Genomic DNA, 18388 nt, shown 5'->3' with positions numbered 1-18388 from the left:
GAACAGGATCGTAGCCCGGATGAACGAAGTGAGAATCCGGGAAGCCATGTTGACCAAAACAAAGCCAGTGCCCTGTTGACGCACCGCAACCCCGGATTCTCGCAACCCCTTGCAACGGTTATATGTGGCATGCGGGGACTTTGCAGGGGTACCCCCGAGGGGCACGCTTCATCCGGGCTACAAATCCTCTATCGCGATGCTTTTTAACGAGGCACACAAAGCCACAAAATTCGCCGACCGAGAGTCAGAGACCTTAGGCTCAGACCGACCGAGGGAACGGCGGAGCCGCGCAGAGAACACGTGCCAACAGACGGTTGTTCCCCCTGCGACCTGCATCCGAACCATTCTGCATCGTTGTGGGGGTGCCCCCGAGGGGTCCAGCTTTTGACCTCGGGGCCCCTTGCGGCAGCGGGGTCGCCTTTTCTTTGGTTTCTTTCTTTTGGCGACGCAAAAGAAAGAAACGTGGTCCCGGTCACCACCGGGTATCAAATGCTTTTAACACCGTGCCGCAGGCACTCACGCTTTTGACTTCAAACGCTACCGTGCACGGCGGTGCTTGTACCCACCTTACCCAACCAGCACTCGAAAACCCATGCATCTAAGCGGGCAAATTCCCATACATATCCTCAAACGGCAGCATCACATGCTCGCGATACGCGGCATGCTCCGCCAGTCGCGCATACCAGGCCTGTACATGGGGAATATCTGGTCTTTGCACATCCATCTCGAAGTAACGATACAACGTCGTTCCCGCGCCAAAGTCTGCCAACGTCAGCGTATTGCCGCCCAGATACGGGCGCTGTGCTAGTTGCCGATCCAGCAAGGTGTATAGCTCTGCGCAGCGTTGCGTCGCTTTGGCTATGCGAACCGGGTCGCGCTGAGCTTCCGGGGTGCGGTAGAAGCCAAAGAAGAGATCGATGAATGCCGGTTGCAAGGAGGTCTGCGCCCAATCCAGCCAGCCATCGGCCACTGCGCGTTGTGCCGGATCAGCTGACCAGAGCGAGCCCTCGCCCGCCACCGCGCCGAGGTAGCGCAAAATGGCGTGGGACTCCCACACGTTCACGCCATCATGTTCAATCAGCGGAATGCGGCCATGCGGATTACGCGCCAGAAATTCCGGCGTATCCAGCCCGCCAAAAGCGCCGCCCGCGTTGATGTGTTCGTGCGCCAGACCCAGTTCGCCGATAGCCCACATTACTTTCTGCACGTTCAGCGAATTGCGTCTACCCCAGACTTTAAGCATGCTTTTCTCCATTCATGAGCGGTGGCGCCAAGACTAACGGCGACGTGAATCAACAGGATAGACCGATGCCAGACAAAGAAAAACCGCCATCGCTGGCGGTTTTTCATTTTGATCGCGACGTAGAACATACCGATATGCAGCTAGTTGGTCAGCATGCGACATGAGTACACGCGAGTGGTTGGGTCAGATGTATCAGCTGTAGCGATACCGACCACAACGCGCCCCCTTGCCAGCCCGGATCAAGCTGGCGCTTGACCAGATCGCGCTTCTGTCAGCAGATCTGGCGCACTACCCCTGACCGCAGTCAGGTCACATCAAGTACTTGGGCAAAGCGCACCTGTAACAAGAACCAGCACCACGCACTGGAGATCAAGACACAAGCACAGAAAGCCAGCGCGATCGACAGCGAAGGTTGCAAACCCAGCAGATCATCAAAAACCCGGCGGCTGCAAATGGCCAGCCCGAGGTAAAAATTGAAGACCATACCGACAAACCAGGGCCGGAATAAAACGTTCCAGTCCCAGTCAGTCAACCGCACTGCATCACGCAGGAACCACAAGGCACATACTGCTGCCAGCAATCCAAAACCCAGCACATCTGCAGATGTTGCAGCGTGCCCACGGCTCATTCCCAAGTTCATTAATTCCAGCTTCATCAACACTGAAACGACACAAGACAACAGCAACCCCGGTACAGCCACGGCGGAAAGCACCGCCATATACATCGCGCTCGCATATAACGGCGAAGCGACCTTACTCATGATATTCACCCCAAGAACACATACTCCCAGGCCATCTGTAACCCGATGGTTTGATCGTGAGAAATATTATATTCCGGTGTCATGTAATGAATATGACCGCTTCGCTGTCTGACAACCTTGGCACAACGTAAGCCGACTTACGGTGTATTTATGCGCTTTTCGCGGCGATCTGCGCCCGTTTACGCACTATGCGGGTGCGTTAATCCCAGTAATCGCGCTGGGCATAGATCTGTTTGAGATGGTCGATAAAGTGGCGCACGCGTTGCGGCAGGAATTTACGCTGCGGCATCACCGCATAAACCGGGTAGTCAGGCGAAGAAAACGCGTCCAGCACCGTCACCAGGCGCCCGTCGGTGAGGTCATCTTTCACTTCCCATAGCGAACGCCATGCCAGGCCATAACCTTTAAGCGCCCACTCATGCAGCACTGCGCCATCGTTGCACTCTAGTACCCCACTGACCTTGTGATTCACCAGTTGGTCATCGACCCGGAAGGTCCAGCCGCGCGACTGGCTGGCCCCCAGCGAAAGACATTCAAACCGCGCCAGATCGCCCAGCGATTTGGGAATGCCGTGTTGCGCCAGATAAGCCGGGGCAGCCACCACCACGCGGCGGTTCTCGGCCAGCCGCACCGCCACCAGACTGGAGTCGGCCAGTTCACTGATGCGAATGGCGCAATCCACGCGTTCACCCGCCAGATCAACCAGCCGGTCGGACAAATCCAGCGTGACACGTAAATCCGGGTGAGCGCGCTGGAACGTTGCCAGATGTGGCGCTACATGGCGGCGACCAAATCCCGCCGGGGCCGTCACCCGCAAATGCCCCCGCACCCGGCTGCTACCAGAAGCTACCGCCGCTTCGGCCTCTTCCAGTTCAGCCAGGATGCGTTGGCCATCTTCAAAAAAGGCGATACCTTCTTGCGTCAGCGTAATGCGGCGCGTGGTGCGTACCAGCAGCCTGGCGCCAAGGCGCTCCTCCAGCGCATCCAGCCGTCGGCCGATCACGGCAGGAACTACGCCCTCAGCCCGCGCAGCGGCGCTGAGCGAGCCCTGGTTAACGACCTCGATGAACGTCTGGAGTTGTTTAAGAGAGCTCATATCTGTTTACCGCTGCGGGATAAGTAATGGGTCGGGAAGTCCAGGACAGTCACGCCACCGCGCACGAGCGCAATTGCGTCCGCTTGGCCCAGGCAATTATGTACCAAAAAGTAAAAGATCATGTGCGCTGACAGGTCTTTTTATCTCATGATTTGCTAACTACACTGGCTGTAGTCACAAATCAGCCCACTACCTTTCAACTTGAGGATGCTTTCATGAGCCAGTTGCCCCAAGGCGTTGCCATTCACGCCACCGTTACGCCTGAATTTGCCGAAATTCTGACGCCCGAAGCGCTGGCTCTGGTAGCCAAATTGCACCGTACTTTTGAAGGCCGCCGCCAGGAGTTGCTGGGCAAGCGGGTGATTCGCCAACAAGAACTGGATGCCGGAAAGCGTCCGGATTTTCTGGCCGAGACCAAACACATACGCGAAGGCAACTGGACCATTGCGCCGCTACCGGCCGATTTGGCCTGCCGCCGCGTCGAGATTACCGGCCCGGTTGAAAAGAAGATGATCATCAACGCGCTGAACTCTGGCGCGGACAGTTACATGACGGACTTTGAGGATTCCAATACGCCCAACTGGGACAACCAGATTCAAGGCCAGATCAACCTCAAGCAAGCCATTCGCCGCACGCTGGGTTTTCGCAATGAAGCGGGCAAGGAATACAAACTCAACGATAAAGTCGCCACGCTCATCGTGCGCCCGCGCGGCTGGCATCTGGATGAAAAACACGTCACTGTGGATGGCCAGCGGGTTTCCGGCGGGATTTTTGATCTGGCACTGTTCTTGTTCCACAACGCCAAAGAACTGATCGCCCGTGGCAGCGGACCGTATTTTTATCTGCCCAAGATGGAATCACACCTGGAAGCGCGGTTGTGGAACGAGATTTTCGTTCTGGCGCAACAAGAAGTCGGCATCCCGCAAGGCACGATCAAAGCCACTGTACTGGTCGAAACCATTCTCGCCGCTTTCGAGATGGACGAAATCCTGTACGAATTGCGCGAACATTCGTCGGGCCTGAACGCGGGCCGCTGGGATTACATCTTCAGCTGCATCAAGAAGTTCAAGACCGACAAGGACTTCTGCCTGGCCAACCGCGCCCAGATCACCATGACCGTGCCATTCATGCGCGCCTACGCGCTTAATCTGGTCAAGACCTGCCACCGCCGTAACGCCCCGGCCATTGGCGGCATGAGCGCGCTGATCCCGATCAAGAACGACCCGGTCGCCAACGAAAAAGCGCTGGCCGCCGTACGCGCCGACAAAACCCGCGATGCGGGCGATGGCTTTGACGGCGGCTGGGTAGCCCACCCGGGCTTGGTCGGAATTGCTATGGAAGAATGGGTAAAAGTGCTGGGTGAGCGCGCCAACCAGATCGACAAACAACGCCCGGATGTCAACACCACGGCCGCCGACCTGCTCAACTTCCAGCCCGAAGCACCGATCACCGAAGCCGGTTTGCGTGCCAATATCGACGTGGGCATCCAGTATCTGGGCTCATGGCTGGCGGGCAACGGCTGCGTGCCGATCCACAACCTGATGGAAGACGCCGCCACCGCCGAAATCAGCCGCAGCCAGGTGTGGCAGTGGATTCGCTCTGACAAGGGCCTGCTGGACGATGGCCGCAAAGTCACCGCCAGCATGGTGCGCGAGATGATCCCGCAGATTCTGCAAGCGATCCGCACGGAACATGGCGACGACACCTTCCAGCGCATCCCGTATACCCGCGCAGCGGCGATTTTCGAAGACATGAGTACCAACGCGGGCTTTGCAGAGTTTTTGACTTTGCCGCTGTATGAAGAAATTTGATTGAAGTTGTAGCTAATGAAAACGGCACCAGTTGGTGCCGTTTTTTATGACCATTGGAAGCGTGATTCATTGCGATGAAACCGTAGCCGGGATTCGCACAGCAATCCGGGGAGTGACATTGGCAATCGCCAATGCTGGCGCCAAGTTGATATGTTGCGGCCCCGGATTCCCGCCGCCCCCTGCAACTGGCATATGTGGAATCCAGGTCCTTTGTAGTGGCCCCCGAGGGGCAGGCTTTATCCGGGCTACGAATCTGGATCCCGCCAGGTCGGGAATGACGATGTTGTGGGTATGCCAAAGATTGTTGCTGTTGCTGTCAGGTTGCAAATGGTGGATTGTCGCTTCGCTCCGAATCCACCCTACGGGGGAATGCTTTTGCTTTTACCTGGTAGACAATACGGCTGATCACGCTGACCGAGAGCCGGAGACCTCAGGCTCCGGCCGACCGAGGGAACGCCGGAGGCGCGCGAAGACTCTTGGCACTCAGACGGTTCGTTTCGGCCTTTGACCTTGGGCCCCGTCGGACGCTCGCGTCCCGGGTCGCCTTTCTTTTGGTTTCTTTTCTTTGGCGACGCAAAGAAAACAAACGTGCTCCCCGGCACCCCGGGGTATCAAGCGCCTTTCACACCCGTGCCGAAGGCACTCAAGCTTTGGCTTTTATGCTGGCATTGAAACCAGGCAACGGCTGGCTACACCCGCCCCACCCCAAAGAAAACCGAAGTTGCACTATTTCCACTACAACCCACAGCCCATGCTGCATCGCACAAAATTTGCCAAAAACAAGTATCATGCCTGTGTCATTGAACGAACCAGGAGACACCGATGCTCGTCCTCGACACCCCTTCTTCGTTACGGCTGGTTGATCACCCACTACGCCACGATCTGGCCGATGAAGCGCATGCCCGGCCCTTTGATCCGGTGAGCGCGCCCAGCCAGATCAGCTATATCGCCTTTCTGAATCGCAATTTCACCCACGAACAAGAGCACTGGTTACTGAGCCAGCTCTGCACACAATTTGATGCCACGCCGCCTGATTCGGCGCAGATTCATTACTCGGTGGATGTGGGTGCCATGCGTATCAAGTGGGCGCGGCATTCTGAGTTTTCTTCGTACACCTTCACTCGTCATGGCTGGGTGCCCGACCCCTTTGCCCAGCCGGCGCTGAGCACTGTGCCTTCGGACTGGCTGCAACAATTGCCTGGTCAAGTGCTGGTGGCCGCGCACGCCGGCATGATGAGCGAGCGCGACTTGCCGCACGGCATGGAAACCATTGCCAACCAGTTCTTTGCCGGAAACGATCTGATCGGCTCGGAAATTGGTGGCGGTGTGGGCAAGGTACTGACGGATTTTCATATCCACCCGGACGGTTTCTCGCGTTATTTACTGGTTGATCGCAGTATGGGGCAGAGGCAAGCTGGCCGTATGCTGCAACGGCTGTTCGAGATCGACACCTATCGCATGATGGCGTTTCTGGCGCTGCCGCTGGCCAAGAGTATTTCGCCGGAACTGACCCATGCTGATCGCGAACTGTCTGAGCTGACCAACGCCATGACCGAGGCCCGAATGGCCGATGAGCCGCTGGTGCTGGACCGTCTGACGCAACTGGCGGCGCGTATTGAGCGTGCCCTGTCGATGACTGATTTTCGCTTTTCGGCTTCGCATGCGTATTACGACATCGTGCGGCGGCGGATCGAGGAATTGCGTGAGGTGCGCATTCAGGGCATCCAGCCGTTTCATGAATTTATGGAACGGCGCTTGCGACCGGCCATGGACACGTGCGAATCCGTCGCCGGGCGTCAGCGAGTGCTGGCCGAGCGAGTGAATCGCGCCTCGGCGCTGCTGCGTACCCGCGTCGATATTTCGCGGGAACGGCAAAACCAGGAACTGTTGAGCTCGATGGATCGGCGCGCACATTTGCAATTGCGCCTGCAAGAAACGGTGGAAGGCCTGTCGATTGCCGCGATCACCTATTACGGCGTTGCCTTGATTGGCTACGTGGCTAAGGGGCTGAAGGCAGCCGGCTTGTCGCTGAATCCCGAGATGGTCATGGCCGGGTCCATTCCTTTGGTCGCGCTGGGTATCTATCTGACGGGGCGCAAACTGCGGCGCAGGCTGGCAGCAGAAATCCATCGCTAAGCGCTATGCCGACGGGCGGCAGCAAACATCTGCGCTATTTCGCCGCTATCTATGCGAGGATCATGGCCCGTCCATGATTCTCGTAATGTGGCTTTGCTGCAACGGAGCTAGCTGTCGTCCATGATGGCAACTAGAATCGATCAAGAGCCCACGCAAAACCGCCATCCATGAAGCTTTATACCTCTCTGACTAGTCCGTTCGGCCGCAAGGTACGCATTGTGTGCCTGGAGAAGCGCATTGACCTGCAATTGATCGAGGTCGCAACCGGGGTGGCTGACAGCCCGGTGAATGACCTCAATCCGCTGGGCAAAGTGCCAACGCTGATCCTGGACGACCATCGGGCCCTGTATGACTCCAGCGTCATTGTCGACTACCTGGATCACGTCTCGCCGGTTGGCAAACTGATTCCGGCCGACCAGCGCCAGGCGATCGGGGTGAAGCGTTGGGAAGCATTGGCCGATGGCATGCTGGATGCGGCCATCGTTATCGTCAAAGAACATCGGCGGCCAGCCAAACAGCAATCGGCAGCGGTAATCAGCCATGAACAGGCGCGCATTGATCGCGGCCTGGCGCAGTTGTCGACTGACCTGGGCGAGCGCAAATGGTGCACGGGCGAGACCTTCACCGTGGCCGATGTGGCGGTCGGTTGCCTGCTGACCTATCTGAACATGCGCTTTCCCGCGCTGGAATGGCAAACAGCCTGGCCCAACTTGCTGAAATTGCAGTTGAAACTGGCTGAGCGTCCTTCGTTTATCGAAACCGCCCCACCGCCCCCGGCCGCTTGATTGGTGTTTTTGCCGCTCCGGCCTGTGAACGATCTCACCAGCGCTGTGTGTCCGCGTGTAACGAAGCGTCAGAGTGTGAATTTGTCGTAAGCCAATTGAAGCTTTATGCGTTTTAATCTCCATGTCATACGGAAGTATCACGAGGAGAAAACCATGAAGAATCATATCAAAACACAAATTGCCGTCTTGCTTGCTTTGGTCACCGGTTGCGCAATGGCCGAGGCTTATCCAGATTACGCACGTGTGGTGAATTCCACTGCCATCGTGCAACGTGTAAACACCCCGCATCAAGAATGCTGGACTGAAAACCAGCAGGTACAAACCCAGAATCAGTCGGGTGGCGTACTGGGCACCATTATCGGTGGTGTGGCCGGTGGTGTGCTTGGTCACCAGGTGGGTGGCGGGCGAGGGAAAGATGCCGCCACGGTTGCCGGTACTATCGGCGGTGCGCTGATCGGTAATTCGGTCGGCAGCGGCCAGCCGCAAGTGCAAAACCAGCAAGTGCAGCGTTGCCGCCAGGTTGATGGCTGGCAAGATCAGGTTACTGGCTATCGCGTGACTTATGACTACAAGGGCCGCCAGTTCACTGCCAACATGCCGCAACAGCCGGGTGACCGTATTCCGGTTGAGGTTAATGTCACTCCGCGATAACGAGCGCGGTGGATATTTGGTAAGCTGTCAGTCCGCTTGAAAGTAAAAGTACAGGGCCGCGAATGCGGCCTTTTGCTTTTCCCCTCTTCCGACGCTCAAGTCATTTCACAAGGACGCAGCGCATGGCAACAACTCTCTGGCTCATTCGTCACGGCGAAACCTCCTGGAACGCCGCTGGCCGCATGCAAGGCCACACCGATATTCCGCTGAACGAAACCGGGCTGGAACAAGCCGCCCTGCTGGGCCAGCGCTTGATTGCCGAAAACGAGCGTCAGCCGTTTACCGCGTTTTGGGTCAGCGATCTGGGTCGCGCGCAGCAAACTGCGCAACCCGCCAGCGGCGCACTTGGCCAGCCCATGCATCTGGACCCGGAACTACGTGAGCGCAACTATGGCGTTCTGGAAGGGCTGACGCGCGCCGAGATCGCGGTGGAACATCCTGATGCTTCGGCCGCCATCAAGGCACGGGATGTGGATTTCCAGATTCCGGAGGGTGAAAGCATCAACCAGTTTGCCCACCGCGTGGATACAGTGCTGCGGCGCATTGCCGGCCAGTACCCGGATGGCAATTTGGTGGTGGTGGCCCACGGTGGCGTGCTGGATATTGCTTATCGCCTGGCGATGGGCCAGAGCTATGAAGTGCCGCGTGATCACTTGCTGTTGAATGCCAGCATCAACCGCATTGCGTTTGATGGCGAGAAATTCAGCATGATCGATTGGGGCGACGTATCGCACCTGGACCCGGGCATTCTGGAATAACCCTGCCCGCGGCAGCCAGCAAAAACAAAACCCCGCCAAAGCGGGGTTTTGTTTTAAATCCGGGGCTGATGAATCAGACGCCCAGATCCTTGAAGATTTCATCACGCACGGCCGTTACATCGCCCACGCCATTGACCTTTACATACTTGGGCGCGGTGGCATCACCGGTTGCGGCCAGCTTGCCGTAATAGCCAACCAGCACTTCGGTCTGTTCGTGATACACGGCCAGACGCTTTTGCACGGTTTCTTCTTTGTCGTCTTCGCGCTGGATCAGCTCTTCACCGGTTTCGTCGTCTTTGCCAGCCACTTTAGGCGGGTTGAACTTGACGTGATAGGTGCGGCCCGACGCCATATGTACGCGGCGGCCAGCCATACGCTCAATGATGGCGCTATCGGGTACGTCGATTTCAACCACGTAGTCGATGACGACGCCAGCATCTTTCATGGCTTCAGCTTGCGGAATGGTGCGCGGAAAACCGTCAAACAGAAAGCCGTTTACACAGTCCGGCTGCGCAATGCGTTCTTTCACCAGACCGATGATGATGTCATCACGCACCAGGCCGCCCGCATCCATGATGGACTTGGCTTCCAGGCCCAGCGGAGTGCCCGCCTTGACGGCAGCGCGCAGCATGTCGCCGGTAGAAATTTGCGGGATGTTGAATTTTTCTTTGATATAGGTGGCCTGGGTGCCCTTACCGGCCCCTGGTGCGCCAAGCAGAATCAACCTCATTGTGTGCAGTCCCTGTGGTTTCGTTTATTGGATTAATGACTATTGGATAAATAACAAGTAAAGCGAAATCGGGTCAGGCGTTCGCGGCAAAAAACTCGCGCACGCGTGCTAAATCTTCGGGGGTGTCTACGCCGGGCGCCGGTGCGTGTTCGGCCACATGCACACCAATAGCGTAACCATGCCATAGCACCCGCAATTGTTCCAGCGCCTCCCAGCCCTCTAGCGGCGCAGCTTGCAACCTGCTGTATGTACGCAGGAAACCGGCACGATAACCATAAATGCCAATGTGGCGCAGCCCGTCAAAACCATCTGGTAAGGTTGTTTTGTCGGCAGCAAAGGCGTCGCGTGCCCAGGCAATCGGCGCGCGGCTGAAGTACAGCGCTCGCGAGCGCCCATCCAGCACCACTTTCACCACATTCGGATTAAAGAAGTCTGCCGCATCGTGGATACGGTGGGCGGCGGTGGCCATGGGTAAATCCGGATCAGCCTGCAACAATGCGGCCACGTGATCCAGCAACGCCGGGTCAATCAACGGCTCGTCACCTTGCACATTGATCACGATATCGCTGTCGGCCAGTTGCAGCAGATCAGCTGCTTCGGCCAGACGATCCGTGCCGGAAGGGTGATCTTCCCGCGTCAGCACTGCTTCAAAGCCGGCCGCTTCCACCGCGTCGCGAATACGCAGATCATCCGTGGCGACCACTGCGCGAATTGCCGCAGACAAACCCACGCGTTCAGCCACGCGCACAATCATTGGTTTGCCGCCGATATCCGCCAGGGGTTTATCCGGCAAGCGGGTGGATTTCATCCGGGCCGGGATCAGCGCTACGTAGCTCACGCCTTTACTTCCTCGTCGGCTGGCAATTCGCGTGCTTCGGTTTCCAGCATGGTGGGAATGCCGTCGCGAATCGGAAAGCCCAGCCGATCAGCCTTGCAGATCAGTTCCTGGCGGGTTTTGTCGAAAACCAGCGGCCCTTTGCAGAGCGGGCAGACCAGAATTTCAAGCAGTTTGGCGTCCATTGCTAACCTCATTGATCCGTGCCGCCAGCCACGTCATCAACCCGTCATCCAGTTGTGCGCGTACCGGCAAAACCCGGATTCTATCATCCGAAGCGACAATCCCGGACAACGTTGCCAGCTTCACTGCATCTTTTTCGGTGGTGATGATGATGCCATCGGCGGGCAGATCAGCTGCGGTATAGGCCTGATGGTCGGCAAATGCGTGGTTTTGCGTGCTCAGGCCCAGTTGCGCGAGTGTGGCAAAAAAACGCGCTGGATTACCGATACCCGCCACAGCATGCAGCGTCTGATTGGCCAGCGCCGCCACCGGCGTGGTTTGGGTCGGTTGGCCCAAGCTGTAGATCGCACCAGGTAGTAATTGCATACCGAAGGTGCGCTCGTGCCATGAGCGAGGCGTTCCACCATTCACGATCACGGCATCGACCGCAGCCAGCCGCGAGACTGCTTCCCGCAACGGGCCCGCTGGCAACATCAAGCCATTGCCCAAGCCACGCTCGCCATCAATGACACACAACTCAATGTCGCGCTGCAGCCGGTAATGCTGCAAACCGTCGTCACACAGGATCACGTTCACGCCGGGGTGAGCAGCCAGCAAAGCCTGGCCAGCCGCGATACGATCGCGCCCCACCACCACTGGCACACCGGTGGCTTGAGCCATCAGCACCGGCTCATCGCCGACCAGGGCAGGATCAGCGCTGGCCGTGACTTCAGTTGCCACTTCCGCCGAGCCACCGTAGCCGCGACTGATAATGCCGGGCGTGAAGCCCGCCATTGCCAGTTGTTGTGCCAGATAGATGGTCAGCGGGGTTTTGCCGCTACCACCGGCCGTGATATTGCCCACCACAATGGTCGGCACCGGCAGATGCTCGCTACGCTTGAAGCCGCGACGATACAGCCAAACCCGCAAACCCGTAATGGCGCCATACAGCCACGCCAGCGGCAGAAAAAGCAAAACCCGGCCACCAGGACCGGGTTTGTACCACGCTTGCACTAGCCACTGGGCAAAGCCGGTGGAGCGCGTATTTGCTTGCGACATTACTTGCTCTGGTTCTGCGTCGCGAAGGTCAGCTTGCCATAACCGGCAATGCGCGCCGCTTCCATCACGTTCACCACGCTTTGGTGAGTGGACTGCGCGTCAGCGTCGATCACGATCATCGGATCTGTCGAGCCGCCTGCCGCCTTGCGCAGTTGCAGCGCAAAGTCATCTGGCGAACTGAAGCTGACCAGCTGGTTATTGATGCTGTACTGACCGTTGGCCGAAACCGCCACATTGACTGCTTGCGGCTGGTTATCCGGCGTTTTGTCGGCACTGGCCGTCGGCAAGTTGATCTTGAGTTCAGCAAACTTGGAGTACGTGGTGGTCGCCATCACAAAGATGAGAATCACCAACAGCACGTCGATCAGCGGGACGAAGTTGATTTCCGGTTCTTCCCGCTTGCGGCCGCGTCGAAAATTCATGTCGGAATCCGCCGTTTACTTGTTGGTGCTGTTCAGTTGGCGCTCGCCGTGGACCACTTCCACCAGCTTCACCGCCTGTTGTTCCATCTCGACCAGGTAACCATCTACCTTGGTGCGGAACACGCGGTAGAACAGCAGGCTAGGCACCGCCACGATGATACCGAAGGCGGTGTTGTACAGCGCCACCGAAATACCGTGTGCCAGCGCAGCCGGGTTCGCGCCGGTAGCGGGTGATTGCGCACCGAAAATTTCGATCATGCCGACTACGGTGCCGAACAGGCCCAGTAGTGGCGTGATGGCGGCGATGGTACCGAGCGCCGACAGATAGCGCTCCAGATCATGCGACACCACACCGCCCACTTCTTCGATCGACTCTTTCATGATCTCGCGTGAGCTTTTTACATTCTTCAGGCCAGCGGCCAGTACTTTACCCAGCGGCGAAGAGACGGCCAGCTTGGACACCATTTCGGCGCTCACGCCGTTACTGCGGTATTCCTGCACCACTCGGGCCAGCAGGCCCTCTGGTAAAACCAGGCCTTTGCGCAACGTCAGCAGCCGTTCAATGATGATGGTCAGCGCAGCGACCGAGGCCGCAATAATCAACCAGATCGGCCAGCCAGCGGCTTGAATAATCTCCAGCATAGAAATTCCTGTGGTGCGTTTTATGGGTCTGCGACAGCGCGTTGGTATGCTAGCGGGATAGGCATGCCTTCACGAATCGCGTAACTTTAGCCGGATTGCCTCTTGTCGTGAAGGGCCAGCCTGCCGCGCGGGCAATTGCGAAACACCGACGGAGGATACCGCTTGTACGCCAGTTCGGGCGCGCGAATTTTGTAACGCGCAATATCAAGCGGGTCAATTATCCGGCTGGCACATTACTGCTACGCGTTTTGACATGCATTTGGAGCCCGTACTACCTGACTCCAAATGAAGGAAAGTGGGTAACTGCCCGTCCTGCCTTGGTTTTTTCCATTTACCCACACAAGCTGTGGATAACTTTGTGAACAACCTGATTGAACAGGCCCTAAATGCCTGTTGGCAAAGGGGTCCAGACAAGTTGCCCGGAAATTGTGCATTTTGCCATGTTCGTTATAAATCAATAAGTTACAGCAACTACATCAACTACAACCCGCGAAAACGTCGCTATGCCTTGAGCAGCGTGGCTTTTGTGGATTATTTCGGGTTTTTCGAAGCATGTTCTCCAACTTGTCAAGTCTTTCAAACGCCGTTTTGACCGTGTCCGATTTAAACCGGACCGTGCGCGAATTACTGGAAGGCAGTCTGCCGGTTTTGTGGGTGAGCGGCGAAATTTCCAACTTCAAGCGCTACGACTCGGGGCATTGCTACTTCAGCCTGAAAGATAAAACCGCCCAGGTCCGCTGCGTAATGTTTCGCAACCGCGCTGGCTTGCTGGATTTTCAGCCGCGCGAAGGCATGCATGTAGAAATCCGCGCCGTGGTCACGCTGTACGAAGCACGCGGAGATTATCAACTGACCGTTGAAGCGATGCGCCCGGCCGGTCTGGGCGCGTTGTTTGAGGCCTTCGAAAAACTCAAGGCCAAACTCGCGGCTGAAGGCTTGTTTGCCGCCGAGCGCAAACAAAGCATCCCGACCTTTCCCAAAGCGGTCGGCATCGTTACCTCGCCCAAAGCCGCCGCATTACGCGACGTGCTGACCACGCTGGGCCGCCGCATGCCGGGCCTGCCCGTCATCCTCTACCCTTGCGCAGTGCAAGGCGCTACCGCAGCGGCAGAGATTGCCAACGCCATCCGCAAAGCCACCGAGCGCAATGAAGTCGACACGCTGATTGTGTGCCGTGGCGGCGGCAGCCTGGAGGACTTGTGGTCTTTCAATGAAGAGGTCGTGGCCCGCGCCATTGCCGAATGCCCTATTCCGTTGATTAGCGGTGTTGGGCACGAAACCGACTTCACCATCGCCGATTTTGTCGCTGACATCCGCGCCGCTACGCCCACCGCTGCCGCTGAACTGGCCAGCCCGAACCGGGCGGAATGGCTCGGGCGGCTGAACGAGCAGCGCCGCCATCTGCAACGCGCCTTTGAACGGCAGTTGCAACAACGCATGCAAAAGCTGGATGCCCTCGGCCGTCGTTTGCGCCATCCGGGTGAATTACTGGAACGCCAGCGCGAACGCTTGCAAGCCTTGACCTTGCGTCTGCAAGCGGCGCCAGCCCGACAGCTGGAACGCAAACACAATAGCCTTGCGCAAATGCGCTTACGGTTGATTCATGCTGGCCCGGATACCGCGCCAGCCCGCGCTCGGCTGGAACGCGCCGGTCAGCGACTGGAAGCCGCCCGCGTGCGCAGTCTGGAACAACGTGCGGCAAGGTTGGGCAATCTGGCGGCGCGCTTGCAGGCATTGAACCCGACCGCAGTTTTGTCGCGCGGCTATGCGCTGGTCGAAACCGCCAACGGCAAGGTGGTACAGCGTGCTGACCAGTTGCATGCAGGTGATCGCATCAAGGTGCGGTTTGCGGATGATGCGGTCGATGCGGCGGTGACTGGCAAGCCAGTGGAGCAACAGGAATTATTTTGAGTTTCGCGATTTGGCGGCCTCATTCCGCGAGCTAGGTAAATCGCCCAACTGTGCCCTTGTCTCCACTCACAAGCTGAACCTTGGCGCAGCGGGCATCCGATGCCATGCTGCACCATCGCCCATTTCCCAGCCTGCCTGCCATGCACGCCTCAAGACTCTGGACCGCTGAAGCCATCCGCATTATCGAGGCCGACTTTAATCGCTCGGCCGATACGCATCTCATTCCGCTCAAGCTGGCTGGCTTTCCGGATATCGATTTCTATCTGAAAGATGAATCCAGCCATCCGACCGGCAGCCTCAAGCATCGGCTGGCACGCTCGTTATTTTTGTATGCGCTGGCCAATGGCTGGCTGCATAAAAGTAGCACGGTGATCGAGGCTTCTAGTGGCTCGACCGCAGTCTCTGAGGCCTACTTTGCCAACCTGCTCGGCTTGCCGTTTATTGCAGTAATGCCCGCCACCACCAGCCCGGAAAAAATTGCGGCGATCCAGTTTCACGGCGGACGCTGCCATCTGGTGGCCGATGCCACGCAAATAACGATTGAGTCGCAACGGCTGGCCGCAGAAACCGGTGGCCATTTCATGGACCAATTCACCTTTGCAGAGCGTGCCACTGACTGGCGCGCCAACAACAATATCGCCGAGTCTATTTTTGGTCAGATGAAACTGGAGCGCTACCCAGAGCCCACCTGGATCGTCGCCAGTTGTGGCACCGGTGGCACCTCGGCCACGCTGGGGCGTTATGTGCGTTATCGCCGCCACAAGACACGCATTGCCTGCGCTGATCCGGATAATTCGGTGTTCTTCGAGGCGTTTGTCTCTGGCCAACGCCACCATACGCTGGGTTGTGGTTCAAAGATCGAGGGCATTGGCCGCCCGCGCGTGGAGCCATCGTTTATGCCCGGCGTGATCGACACCATGTTTCAGGTGCCAGATATGTTGTCGATTGCTGCTACCCGCTGGCTGGCCAATCAACTCGGGCGCAAAGTGGGCGGCTCTACCGGTTGCCAGTTTGTCGCCGTTTTACAACTGGCCTGCGAGATGCGGGAACGCGGCGAGTGCGGCTCCATCATCACGCTGATTTGCGATAGCGGTGACCGTTACATCCACTCGTATTACAACGACGCGTGGCTGGCGGCCAATGGCTTTGATCTGAGCGAAGGCCATCAGCAAATTACCGCCTGCGCGCAAACCGCCGCGCCGATGACGACGCAGATTGCACGCCACGATCATTGAAGCAATCCGCCAGGTCGACCCATTTATCGCGCCGCACCTGCATTAACTGCAACAGCATGACCACAACCGGTAAAATGGCGCCCGACCTACCTTCTGCCACTTCCCCGGATTTTCATGCTGGATCACCTGAACGAACCGCAGCGCGCCGCTGTTAAATATCTGGACGGCCCTTGCCTGGTGCTGGCTGGCGCGGGCTCGGGCAAGACGCGGGTGATTACGCAAAAGATTGCCTACCTGATCCAGGTGGCGCAAATGGACGCCCGCAATATCGCGGCGATTACCTTTACCAACAAAGCCGCGCGCGAAATGAACGAGCGGGTAGCCACCTTGCTACCCGCCGACCGTTTGCGCGGGCTGACGGTCAGCACGTTTCACTCGCTGGGCATGCGCATCTTGCGTGAAGAAGCGAAACATCTGGGCTACAAGCCACAATTTTCGATTCTGGATAGCGGCGATCAGTGGAAGATCATCTCCGATATCCTCACCACCACCGACAAGCAACTGATCCGCACCACCATCTCCCGCATCTCCATGCTGAAAACAGACCGGGTGTCGCCAGATCGTGCCTTGCTGAACGCAGATTCCGAGGGCGAACTGCATCTGGCCAAGCTCTACCGAGCTTATCAGGACACGCTGCAGGCTTATCAGGCGGTGGATTTTGACGATCTGATCCGGCTGCCGGTTGACCTGTTCACCCAGGAAGAAGCGGTGCGCTTGAAGTGGCAACAACGGCTGCGCTACCTGCTGATCGACGAGTATCAAGACACCAACAACACCCAGTACGACCTGCTCAAGTTTCTCACCGGCAGCAACGGCAAGTTCACCGCCGTGGGCGATGATGACCAGTCCATTTACGCCTGGCGCGGCGCCAATGTAGAAAACCTGGCGCTGCTCAAGACTGACTTCCCGTCATTGCAGGTAATCAAGCTGGAGCAAAACTACCGCTCGGTGGCGCGCATTCTGAAATGCGCTAACGCGGTGATCTCCAACAACCCCAAGTTGTTTGAAAAGACCCTGTGGTCTGACTTGGGCATTGGCGATCCAATCCAGGTGATCGAGGCCAAGAGCGAGGAAGCTGAAGCCGAAATGGTGGCGATGAACATGCTCAACCACAAGTTTCTGCACAACACCAAGTTCTCTGATTACGCGGTGCTGTATCGCGGCAATCACCAATCCCGCATTATCGAAACGCAGTTGCGCGAACATCGCATTCCCTACGTGATGGCCGGCGGGCAATCATTTTTTGATCGGGCCGAAATCAAGGACGTTCTGGGCTATCTGCGCCTCATTGCCAATGAAGATGATGATCCGGCGTTTATCCGCGCAGTGACCACGCCCAAGCGCGGCGTGGGTAACGTGACGCTGGAAAAACTGGGCGCTTATGCCTCAAATCGCCAGATCTCGCTATTTGCGGCGGCTTACGAAGAAGGCTTTATTCATCAGGTGCAGCCGCAGCAGTACGAGCCTTTGCACAATTTCTGCGAATTCATCAATCGCATGCAACCGCGCGCCCAGCGTGAGGCAGCGGGCCCCTTGCTGGAAGAAATGCTCGGGGCGATTGACTACGAAACCTGGCTATACGACAGCGATGATCCCAAGCCGGCCGAAGCCAAGTGGAAAAATGTGCAGGAGTTCTGCGGCTGGGTGAAGAAACACAGCGAAGACAAAGGCAAAAATCTGATTGAGGTGATGCAAACCATCGCGCTGATCACCATGCTGGAAGGCCGCGATGAAGAAGAAGTCGACGCCGTGCGCATGTCCACCCTGCATGCCTCCAAAGGCCTGGAATATCCGCACGTGTTTCTGATTGGCTGTGAGGAAGACATCCTGCCGCATGCCAACTCAATTGAATCGGGCATGGTGGAAGAAGAACGGCGGCTGATGTACGTCGGCATTACCCGCGCCCAGCGCACCTTGACCATCAGCTATTGCGGCAAGCGCCGCCGTGCTGGCGAGTGGCAAATTGTCGAGCCGTCGCGCTTTCTGCGTGAATTGCCACCCGAGGATATCCGCGTTACCGGACGATTGGCGCCAGATAAAGGCCAGAATCAGGTCACCAAAACCGAAGGCCGCGCCACCCTGGCCGGGTTGATGGATAAATTGGGCGGGATGTAACCAGGGGTTCGCTGCGAGAATCCCGATATCCCGGCAA

Annotated in this window: 17 protein-coding genes; 8 read left to right on the top strand and 9 right to left on the bottom strand. The window is 57.6% G+C overall.

From position 1 onward, the window contains the following. Positions 1-598 precede the first annotated feature (598 nt). The 3 genes from P4L78_RS05100 to P4L78_RS05090 form a co-directional block, all read right to left on the bottom strand. Positions 599-1243, bottom strand: coding sequence for a glutathione S-transferase family protein (locus tag P4L78_RS05100; protein WP_283148307.1), 645 nt, complete (start codon positions 1241-1243; stop codon positions 599-601). Positions 1244-1547: 304 nt separating this feature from the next. Then, complete coding sequence (locus P4L78_RS05095) at positions 1548-2003, bottom strand: hypothetical protein (protein ID WP_309327149.1); 456 nt, start codon at positions 2001-2003, stop codon at positions 1548-1550. 199 nt (positions 2004-2202) lie between these two features. Then, positions 2203-3099, bottom strand: coding sequence for a LysR family transcriptional regulator (locus P4L78_RS05090; RefSeq protein ID WP_309327148.1), 897 nt, complete (start codon positions 3097-3099; stop codon positions 2203-2205). Positions 3100-3314: 215 nt separating this feature from the next. Between P4L78_RS05090 and aceB the strand changes: the two genes are divergently transcribed. The 5 genes from aceB to P4L78_RS05065 all read left to right on the top strand — a co-directional run bounded on the left by aceB (position 3315) and on the right by P4L78_RS05065 (position 9240). Further along, entirely contained in the window at positions 3315-4910 is a 1596-nt protein-coding gene (gene aceB, locus P4L78_RS05085; protein WP_309327147.1) for a malate synthase A, read from the top strand. A gap of 822 nt (positions 4911-5732) precedes the next feature. Beyond that, complete coding sequence (locus P4L78_RS05080) at positions 5733-7046, top strand: DUF3422 domain-containing protein (protein WP_309327146.1); 1314 nt, start codon at positions 5733-5735, stop codon at positions 7044-7046. Positions 7047-7213: 167 nt separating this feature from the next. Next, on the top strand, positions 7214-7831 hold the full coding sequence (locus P4L78_RS05075; RefSeq protein WP_283148302.1) for a glutathione S-transferase N-terminal domain-containing protein: 618 nt from the start codon (positions 7214-7216) through the stop codon (positions 7829-7831). A 153-nt stretch (positions 7832-7984) separates the two neighbouring features. After that, entirely contained in the window at positions 7985-8482 is a 498-nt protein-coding gene (locus tag P4L78_RS05070) for a glycine zipper 2TM domain-containing protein (RefSeq protein ID WP_283148301.1), read from the top strand. A 122-nt stretch (positions 8483-8604) separates the two neighbouring features. After that, positions 8605-9240 (top strand): histidine phosphatase family protein, encoded by a 636-nt coding sequence (locus P4L78_RS05065; protein ID WP_283148300.1) that lies wholly within the window; start codon positions 8605-8607, stop codon positions 9238-9240. Positions 9241-9313: 73 nt separating this feature from the next. On the opposite strand, the gene adk is transcribed toward P4L78_RS05065, so the two are convergent. From adk to P4L78_RS05035, 6 genes are all read right to left on the bottom strand, one after another. After that, entirely contained in the window at positions 9314-9970 is a 657-nt protein-coding gene (gene adk / locus P4L78_RS05060) for an adenylate kinase (RefSeq protein WP_309327145.1), read from the bottom strand. Positions 9971-10043: 73 nt separating this feature from the next. Then, a complete protein-coding gene (gene kdsB, locus P4L78_RS05055; protein ID WP_309327144.1) occupies positions 10044-10808 on the bottom strand; it encodes a 3-deoxy-manno-octulosonate cytidylyltransferase in 765 nt (254 codons plus the stop codon). Then, positions 10805-10990 (bottom strand): Trm112 family protein, encoded by a 186-nt coding sequence (locus P4L78_RS05050; protein ID WP_283148297.1) that lies wholly within the window; start codon positions 10988-10990, stop codon positions 10805-10807. Before P4L78_RS05050 ends, kdsB begins: the two co-directional genes overlap by 4 nt. Beyond that, positions 10971-12026 (bottom strand): tetraacyldisaccharide 4'-kinase, encoded by a 1056-nt coding sequence (gene lpxK, locus P4L78_RS05045; RefSeq protein WP_309327143.1) that lies wholly within the window; start codon positions 12024-12026, stop codon positions 10971-10973. The genes P4L78_RS05050 and lpxK overlap by 20 nt, the downstream gene beginning before the upstream one ends. Then, positions 12026-12448, bottom strand: a complete 423-nt coding sequence (locus tag P4L78_RS05040) for a biopolymer transporter ExbD (RefSeq protein WP_283148295.1) — start codon at positions 12446-12448, stop codon at positions 12026-12028. Before P4L78_RS05040 ends, lpxK begins: the two co-directional genes overlap by 1 nt. Positions 12449-12463: 15 nt before the next feature. Continuing rightward, a complete protein-coding gene (locus tag P4L78_RS05035; RefSeq protein WP_283148294.1) occupies positions 12464-13090 on the bottom strand; it encodes a MotA/TolQ/ExbB proton channel family protein in 627 nt (208 codons plus the stop codon). Positions 13091-13684: 594 nt separating this feature from the next. Here P4L78_RS05035 and xseA point away from each other — a divergent pair. The 3 genes from xseA (at position 13685) to P4L78_RS05020 (ending at position 18351) form a co-directional block, all read left to right on the top strand. Further along, on the top strand, positions 13685-15001 hold the full coding sequence (gene xseA, locus P4L78_RS05030; RefSeq protein WP_309327142.1) for an exodeoxyribonuclease VII large subunit: 1317 nt from the start codon (positions 13685-13687) through the stop codon (positions 14999-15001). A 104-nt stretch (positions 15002-15105) separates the two neighbouring features. Continuing rightward, positions 15106-16236 carry a PLP-dependent cysteine synthase family protein gene (locus tag P4L78_RS05025; RefSeq protein WP_283148292.1) on the top strand — a complete coding sequence of 377 codons (1131 nt, stop codon included), beginning with the start codon at positions 15106-15108 and terminating at the stop codon, positions 16234-16236. 114 nt (positions 16237-16350) lie between these two features. Then, entirely contained in the window at positions 16351-18351 is a 2001-nt protein-coding gene (locus tag P4L78_RS05020) for a UvrD-helicase domain-containing protein (RefSeq protein ID WP_309327140.1), read from the top strand. Positions 18352-18388: the final 37 nt, after the last annotated feature.

Origin of the sequence: Silvimonas sp. (genome assembly GCF_031291215.1) — a bacterium.
Taxonomy (GTDB): Bacteria; Pseudomonadota; Gammaproteobacteria; order Burkholderiales; family Chitinibacteraceae; genus Silvimonas; species Silvimonas soli.
This window is presented reverse-complemented; position numbering and strand designations above follow the sequence as displayed.

Bases quoted from the DNA above. Each gene is read 5' to 3' on its own strand.
- P4L78_RS05100 (WP_283148307.1), bottom strand. From the start codon at position 1,243: ATGCTTAAAGTCTGGGGTAGACGCAATTCGCTGAACGTGCAGAAAGTA.
- P4L78_RS05095 (WP_309327149.1), bottom strand. From the start codon at position 2,003: ATGAGTAAGGTCGCTTCGCCGTTATATGCGAGCGCGATGTATATGGCG.
- P4L78_RS05090 (WP_309327148.1), bottom strand. From the start codon at position 3,099: ATGAGCTCTCTTAAACAACTCCAGACGTTCATCGAGGTCGTTAACCAG.
- aceB (WP_309327147.1), top strand. From the start codon at position 3,315: ATGAGCCAGTTGCCCCAAGGCGTTGCCATTCACGCCACCGTTACGCCT.
- P4L78_RS05080 (WP_309327146.1), top strand. From the start codon at position 5,733: ATGCTCGTCCTCGACACCCCTTCTTCGTTACGGCTGGTTGATCACCCA.
- P4L78_RS05075 (WP_283148302.1), top strand. From the start codon at position 7,214: ATGAAGCTTTATACCTCTCTGACTAGTCCGTTCGGCCGCAAGGTACGC.
- P4L78_RS05070 (WP_283148301.1), top strand. From the start codon at position 7,985: ATGAAGAATCATATCAAAACACAAATTGCCGTCTTGCTTGCTTTGGTC.
- P4L78_RS05065 (WP_283148300.1), top strand. From the start codon at position 8,605: ATGGCAACAACTCTCTGGCTCATTCGTCACGGCGAAACCTCCTGGAAC.
- adk (WP_309327145.1), bottom strand. From the start codon at position 9,970: ATGAGGTTGATTCTGCTTGGCGCACCAGGGGCCGGTAAGGGCACCCAG.
- P4L78_RS05050 (WP_283148297.1), bottom strand. From the start codon at position 10,990: ATGGACGCCAAACTGCTTGAAATTCTGGTCTGCCCGCTCTGCAAAGGG.
- lpxK (WP_309327143.1), bottom strand. From the start codon at position 12,026: ATGTCGCAAGCAAATACGCGCTCCACCGGCTTTGCCCAGTGGCTAGTG.
- P4L78_RS05040 (WP_283148295.1), bottom strand. From the start codon at position 12,448: ATGAATTTTCGACGCGGCCGCAAGCGGGAAGAACCGGAAATCAACTTC.
- P4L78_RS05035 (WP_283148294.1), bottom strand. From the start codon at position 13,090: ATGCTGGAGATTATTCAAGCCGCTGGCTGGCCGATCTGGTTGATTATT.
- P4L78_RS05025 (WP_283148292.1), top strand. From the start codon at position 15,106: ATGCTGCACCATCGCCCATTTCCCAGCCTGCCTGCCATGCACGCCTCA.
- P4L78_RS05020 (WP_309327140.1), top strand. From the start codon at position 16,351: ATGCTGGATCACCTGAACGAACCGCAGCGCGCCGCTGTTAAATATCTG.